The following is a 6,586-nucleotide window of genomic DNA, read 5'->3' as shown; positions in this document are numbered from 1 at the left end:
GTTATGCGCGGAGGCGATACATAAGCTACCGCACCGTCTGCCAGATATTGATCGAAGGCAGCGCGCATATCCGCCACCACTCCCAGCCGAACCAGCTCATCGGCGATATGCGGCCGCCCGACGCTCTCATCCGGCTTGAGTTCGCGGCCCAGATTGGCTATAACCTGTTCCAGCGTAATATCTATGCCAAGCCCGCGCAGCTTAGCGAGGATCGCTTCGTTCCGCGCAGCCCGGGTATCTCGCTGTGCTGCAAGCCGTGAGAGAAACCGCTCCTGCTCGATATCTATATAATATCCGAGCACATGGATTTCTTTGCCTTCAGCACGGGTACTGATCTCAACGCCAGGTACGACGGCAATTCCGTGTTTCAGGCCTGCTTCTATTGCTTCCGCAACGCCGCTGACCGTATCATGATCAGTAATGGCTACTGCCGACAGCCCTTTGGCATAGGCAATCCGTACATTTTCCGCTGGCGGCTGCATGCCGTCGGACGCTTGAGAATGCGTATGCAAATCACAGCGCCCATGAAGTTCTGGCTTAGCATCTTTTCTATTTTCCAATTGCTTATCTTCTGCCTTCGGTTTGTCCACGCCAGCCACTCCGTTCCCAAGATATATTATCTGCCTGCCGACTCCCATTCTTCACGAAGAATCCCCATTTTAATGGCATCATAATGCTCGCCCCGCACGATACGTGCTTTACGGACACGCGCTTCTTCTACCATACCGCATTTAGCAGCCAGACCCATCATCCGGACATTGCCGGACCAGGTGCCTATACCGAGGCGTACGGTATCAAGCGAATTAAACAGATAGGCCATCCACATTTTGAACGCCTCAGTGCCGTAACCGCCTGACCAGTACCGGGAGTCAAAAATAACGATGCCGATTTCGAACCAGTTCGTAGCCTCCGACACCCAGTATCTGCCGACCGTGCCTTTTAGCTCACCGCCGATTTCTATAATCAGCCGGTTCCGGGGTTCATCCGTTCCAGCAAGGGCTAATGCCCCCTGATATTTCCCGGCGAATTGTTCATAGCTCAGCTCTTCCAGCGGTTCATAGGGTCCATCCCAGCGCTGAAACTCCTGGTCTTCTGCTTCATAGTAGTGATAATAGATTTTACGTATATCGCTTTCGGTCAGATCCCGCAGTACAACCTTTTCTCCCTTCAACAATACAGCCATCCTCCGCCTCCCCCATCTGTTGTTAAATACCCTACTGGCTATTACCATTCATCCGTATGCTCTCGCAGAAAAGTCAGAAAGGTGACCGCCGAGATCGGAAGCAGCGTTGATTTCAGATGAATCGCATAGAATTGCCGTTTAAAAGAGGCATCTGAAATATTCACAATTTTCAGTAAGCCGAGTGTGACTTCATGCTTGACCGAAGAAGCTGAGATAATCGTGATGCCCAGACCGGCTTCCACGGCTGACTTGACCGCTCCCGTGCTGCCCAGCTCCATCACCACCCGCATTGCTCCCGGATCAAGCCCTTTGTCAAGCATTTGCTCTTCCATCACCCTACGGGTTCCCGACCCTTGCTCACGCAGCACGAACGGGTACTGCAGCGCTTCAGCCAGTGTAACTTCCTCCTTGTCCGCTAGCGGATGCTCCCTGGGAACGATCAGCTTAAGCTCATCGCCCATGACCGGTTCAAATACCATCGCCGGATGCGATACCGGGGCCTCAATCAGCCCGAAATTCAGCTGATGCTTATGAATCTCCTCTATGATCTGCGAGGTGTTCATCACTTTCATCATAATGGAGATATTCGGATACGCTTTACCGAAGGGCCCGAGCAGCCGCGGAAGCACATACTCGCCAATTGTCAGGCTGGCGCCCAGCTGCAGCCGCCCCTCCAGCATATGTGTGAACGCCGACATAGCCTGATCTGCCTCCCGGATCAGCTGAATGCTCCGCCGTGCATAAGGCAGAAGGACCTGGCCTGCTTCAGACAGAACGATTTTTTTACTGGAGCGGTCGAACAGCTTGGCGCCAAAATAATCCTCCAGCGCCTGCACCTGCATGGTCACGGCAGGCTGTGTCATATGCAGTCTCTGGGCAGCAGCCGAGAAGCTTCCCTGTTCGGAAACGGTATAAAAAATATGTAGCTGATGAAAATTCATACATTCTGGACTCCTTCATTGCTATAATAGCAGAACTTTTTAATAGCCCAATCAGCTTCGGTCGTGGACTGCGGTGAATGTTTGGACTTCCGGTCGCTGTTATGTTTGGATTTCCTGATTGCAACCGTTGTCCACGGTTGAAATCCAAACATAAAGGCGATCGCTAACGCTCCTACAGTTCCAAACTTCACCTCCGCCACTTCTGCCACTGGCAGTTCTTTAGTTCAGCAAAAATAGCAATTCATTTAACTTTCAATAGATACTTCCTCTTAAAAAAAGAACATGCAGCCTCAGCCGCATGCCTTCTTCGTAAATCGCTGTGCATTATCTGCGTTTGCGGCGCTTCTTCATCAGCTTCATCCGGCGGGAATTCCGCTGCCTGGAATAATACGTCTGCAAATCCCGCAGTTGTGGAGTCGCTGAGATCCGCCCCAGAAAGGATATGATGACCATGATATGCAGCGGACGGCCGGAAAAGCTGGTGATGCCTTCCAGCTGCTTGAACTCTGCAATCACAACGGTATCCTCGTCTATCAGGAACGCGTTGTATTTGCTCTGCAAATATGGCTTAATCCGGTTCTGTTTCAGACATTGCCACAACCATGCGCCAATCTCTCCATTGCTGCCGTTGCCTTCGCCTTGGCTTACCCGGTCCGAATAGCGGCTCTGGGCATGAGAAGTTATCACGATATCAGCGACCCTGTAATCATTCAGCATGATGTGGAAGGGTTCGAACGCCCCCCACGACTCCAGCCCCTTGCCATGCATTCTCATCACTCTCCACCGAAAGGGTCTAGCATGCTCTTATTGTTGTCAATATTACCGCATAGACGCAGCTTGTTCAAGCGTACTAACCCTACTCAGCCGCAGAGAACTACCCGCGTTAGTTGCCGGATCTGCTGACAATGAGGTCAGAATCGTCCACATAGCTGCTGCCTTTGATCATTTTGCATCTTTTCTTAATCCGCGCCGCTTCCTCGGAAAGGGCTTCGATCGTTGCGAATTGGCGGAAGCGGTTAGTCACTACAGCAACAGAGATCGAGACCAGCGGGATTTTTTCCATGCGCCCCGAACGGGTTTCCGCCAGTACATATTGCTGTGCCAGATGACCGGGGTGATAGAACCCCTTTATAGCTGTTTCGAACTCCTTAATGATCCTCTTGCAGCATTCTTCAAACTGATAATTATTTATAAAGATGATAAAATCATCTCCGCCGATATGGCCCAGGAACCCTTCCAGCTGCAGGGCAGAATGCTTCAGTATCTCAGCCGCCGCCTGAATCATCCGGTCACCCTCTTTAAATCCGTATGAATCGTTATACGCTTTGAAATGGTCCAGATCGATGTAAAGCACACTGAACTGTTCCTGCAAAAGCGACTTCACCATCCATTCATTGATGCTGAGGTTGCCGGGCAGACCTGTGAGCGGGTTGAGAAAGCTGGCCGCAACCGCCTGAATCTCGGCAAAGTTAAGCAGCAGATCACGGACGCTAACCGCCCCGAATAAATGCTCTTCATGTGTTACAAGCACGTAGTCGTATAGATGCTCCTCACTTCTGTCCATTGCTAATCGGCTGACCTCAGTAATCGGTGTCTTGTAGTCAACTACCAGCGGGTTCCGGTCCATAACCAGCTCCACCGGTCTGCCCATATAAAGCGTGTAACCGTACAAAGTGCCGATCTGCTGATAAAAACGGATTCGCATGATCAAGGCTACGGCTTGTCCGTTTTCAGTAACACAGACTCCCTGCAGCCGGGGGCTTGTTTTAAAGATTTGATCCACATACTCGCATTTATGATGCGGAGAAATCTCCGGAATCTGCTCAGCAATTTCACCGATCTGAAGAAACATAGCTGTAGCCTCCTCTTCCTGCAGCTTGAATGGATCCCGGCGGCAAGGCTCCATGTACCGGCAGCTGTGCCGGTCTGCCCAGCGCATAGCCCTGTCCGAAATCGATGCCTGCCCGCTGTAGAAACAGCAGCTCCTCCGCCGTTTCAATCCCCTCTGCGATTACCCGGGTTGCCGAGCGCGCAGCATATTCCCTGACTAGCTCCAGCAGCTCCTGCTGCTCCCGGCTGCCGTGAATTCCGCGGATCAGTGATTTATCCAGCTTGATAAATTCCGGTTTCAAATAGACAAGTGTTTTTAGGCTGTTATAACCGGAGCCCGCATCGTCAACAGCAATCCGGAAGCCCTGCTCACGGTAATGGGACAACACTTTTTCAAAGCCGATATAATCCTGCACCGCCTGCCGTTCAGTCAGTTCAAAAACAATCCGCTCCGGTGACAATCCCAGCGACTGCAGCAAGGCCAGTGTCTCACCGCTTTTATGGCGGGCGTCATCCAGTACCCCCGGATGGACATTAACAAAAACAAGCCTCCCGCTCCCGGCCTCTGTCCTCGGCAGTCTTTCCATATACCGCGTAAGTGACATCCTGCGGCAATTTTGTTCAAACCTGTACATCTGCTCCGTCCGTCCGGCAAACTCATAAAAATGCTCGGTAGTCGGAAAATGCATCGAAGCAGGGGGCCTGTTAAGCACCTCATGCCCGAGTGTCCACCCGGTTCGCAGCTGAAGTATCGGCTGGAAAAACGTATCCAGACGTTCATTATTCATAATATCCAGCAATGCGGATAATTGGCCAAGCGCTTTGACTTCCCCTTTTAGCCTGCCGTTTAAATGCTGGAGGTACTGGGGAATTACCGCTAATTTGTGGGACAGTGTCCGCTGTTTATTCATCTCATCACCTATATGCTTTTCTTCGTGAATTTTATCACTCTTTTTACAAGCATATATGGGAAGTATTAAGCGGCGATAAAGTACTCTGCCAAATCTCGACAATTAGACACAAAAATCCTCCGCCTGCAGCAGCAGGCAGAGGATAACTCAGCCGGAAAGGTATGTAGGTTCACTATAGCGTGGTGGCAGAGCCCGTTCCCTGGCCGGAGCTTAGCTCCAATTCCTGTTCTCTTCGCTGGAGGTCCGCCATGGAGGTCCGAAGCGCAGCCTGCGGTCCTTCGAAATGCTTGCGGTAATACGTGAAATCCATAATTATCAGGATCACCATCATGCCCAGCATTGCATAGGCCGCGTTTTGATTAGGCGGAATCATCATAATTACACTGATGAACACGATCCACACCAGGGACAGCACCGCAACAATATTACTGTATTTGCCTAAATTCCATGGTCCCAGATGTTTGGGCTGAAACAAGCCTTTGCGCTGGGCCAGCAGCTTCAGGAAGATCGGAATGCCGTATGCCACATACAGGCCGACCACACTTACTGCCGTGAGAAATACTAACGTTCCGTAGGTAGCATCCGGATTGATGATTTTAATCAGATAATCAATAAAAGCCAGCAGAAAAGAGAGGGCAACCGACAGCCAGATCGCTTTGGCCGGTGTACGGTATTTCTTGGAGATTTCCGCCCAGTGTCTGCTTAGCGGCATCCCTTTGTCCCGGGAGAAGGCGTACATCATTCTGGAGAAGGAGGTAATGGAGGACAACCCGCAAAACCACATTGCCAGGGTAATGAGCCACAGGATGATTTTGCCGAAAGTGCCGCCGAGCGCCTCGCTAATGACATATATAAAAGCATTGTCTGCCGCCGTAGCCGCGCCCGCATCCTGAATCGACAAAGTCACAAAGGCCAGCATAATAAATCCGAAAACAAACGAATAGGCTACCGAGGTGAAAATTCCCCAAGGCGCGCGGATCCGCGGATTCACCGTCTCTTCAATGGTATGGGCAGACGCATCGTAGCCGGTAAAGGTCCACTGTGCCTGCAACAGCCCGATCAGAAAGGCAAAAGCATACGGCTTATCGGAGAATGTCTCTCCAACTTTGAATAAATAACTGACCGGCTGGAGGTCGGATTTAGTGAATAGCGCCAGTGTTACGACCAGTCCTGCGGCAATCACAATATGGTACCAGGCAGAGAAATCATTCAATCTTGCGACCATGCGGATACCGACATGATTGCAGATGCCGTGGGTGAGCAGGATAACAATAAACGTGATTAGAATCGTGGTATCCGTCGAGGTATAGCCGAAGACATCCGACAGCAGCGGATCAGCGAACAATGCAGCGGAATAATCAATGCCGGCAACAATCCCGATCTGGCCGATCAGATTGATCCAGGCTGTGTACCACCCCCACCGTTTGTTCGCCAGCACCGAAGCCCAGTGATACAGTGCCCCGGCCGTAGGAATGGCAGAAGCCAGTTCAGCCAGCGCAGCCGCTATCAGCAGCACGAACAGCGCTACCAGCGGCCAGCCGTAGCCCATCATCCCCGGACCGCCGTAAGTCAGGCCATGGCCGTAAAGGGAGACAGCTCCGGTGAGTATAGAGATAATGGAAAAGGAGATGGCAAAGTTGGAGAAGCCGCCCATACTGCGCAGCAGCTCCTGGGCATAGCCGAATTTATTTAAATCCTTTTTGTCCTGCAGCAGTTGCTCA

7 protein-coding genes are annotated in these 6,586 nt (G+C 51.5%); all 7 read right to left on the bottom strand.

The genetic code is table 11. From position 1 onward, the window contains the following. On the bottom strand, nucleotides 1-482 hold a 482-nt coding region (locus AQR02_RS33810; RefSeq protein WP_245237592.1), incomplete at its 3' end, for a PHP domain-containing protein. A 134-nt stretch (nucleotides 483-616) separates the two neighbouring features. Next, nucleotides 617-1,183: a GNAT family N-acetyltransferase gene (locus AQR02_RS08715; RefSeq protein WP_054940230.1), complete on the bottom strand. Its 567-nt coding sequence runs from the start codon at nucleotides 1,181-1,183 to the stop codon at nucleotides 617-619. 41 nt (nucleotides 1,184-1,224) lie between these two features. Next, entirely contained in the window at nucleotides 1,225-2,124 is a 900-nt protein-coding gene (locus AQR02_RS08710) for a selenium metabolism-associated LysR family transcriptional regulator (RefSeq protein WP_054940229.1), read from the bottom strand. Nucleotides 2,125-2,448: 324 nt separating this feature from the next. After that, nucleotides 2,449-2,892, bottom strand: coding sequence for a hypothetical protein (locus tag AQR02_RS08705; protein WP_054940228.1), 444 nt, complete (start codon nucleotides 2,890-2,892; stop codon nucleotides 2,449-2,451). A gap of 115 nt (nucleotides 2,893-3,007) precedes the next feature. Then, nucleotides 3,008-3,976 (bottom strand): GGDEF domain-containing protein, encoded by a 969-nt coding sequence (locus AQR02_RS08700; protein WP_054940227.1) that lies wholly within the window; start codon nucleotides 3,974-3,976, stop codon nucleotides 3,008-3,010. After that, nucleotides 3,957-4,865, bottom strand: coding sequence for an EAL domain-containing protein (locus AQR02_RS08695; protein WP_054940226.1), 909 nt, complete (start codon nucleotides 4,863-4,865; stop codon nucleotides 3,957-3,959). Before AQR02_RS08695 ends, AQR02_RS08700 begins: the two co-directional genes overlap by 20 nt. A 172-nt stretch (nucleotides 4,866-5,037) precedes the next feature. After that, nucleotides 5,038-6,586 (bottom strand): amino acid permease (locus AQR02_RS08690; RefSeq protein ID WP_054942044.1); only part of this gene is annotated, 1,549 nt, incomplete at its 5' end.

Origin of the sequence: Paenibacillus ihuae, from assembly GCF_001368795.1 — a bacterium.
In the GTDB taxonomy this organism is placed as follows: Bacteria; Bacillota; Bacilli; order Paenibacillales; family Paenibacillaceae; genus Paenibacillus_AQ; species Paenibacillus_AQ ihuae.
This window is presented reverse-complemented; position numbering and strand designations above follow the sequence as displayed.